The organism is Photobacterium sp. R1 (assembly GCF_054600795.1).
The window spans coordinates 1-256 of sequence record NZ_BAAHZP010000714.1 but is presented as its reverse complement, the minus strand read 5'-3'; the positions used below and the strand labels follow the sequence as shown (position 1 = coordinate 256).

Annotated in this window: 1 protein-coding gene; it reads left to right on the top strand. The window is 48.0% G+C overall.

Annotated elements, in window-relative coordinates; translation table 11 throughout:
• Positions 1-2: 2 nt before the first annotated feature.
• The coding region (locus ACYP03_RS26940) for a GreA/GreB family elongation factor (RefSeq protein WP_459782797.1) at positions 3-256 on the top strand (254 nt) is incomplete at its 3' end.

Here is a 256-nt window from a genome sequence, read left to right as displayed (position 1 = left end):
AGCTGCGTCAAGAGCTGGACGCCTTGATGAAAAGTCGTCCACAGATTACAGAGGCCATTGCTGAAGCTCGTGAGCTGGGTGACCTGAAAGAAAATGCGGAGTATCACGCAGCCCGAGAGGAGCAAGGGATCTGTGAAGCACAGATTCGCGATATTGAGTATAAGTTGTCGGTTGCTCAGGTTATTGATGTCACCAAGATGACGAACCATGGAAAAGTGATTTTTGGCTCAACAGTGACTTTGCTGGATGTGAATAC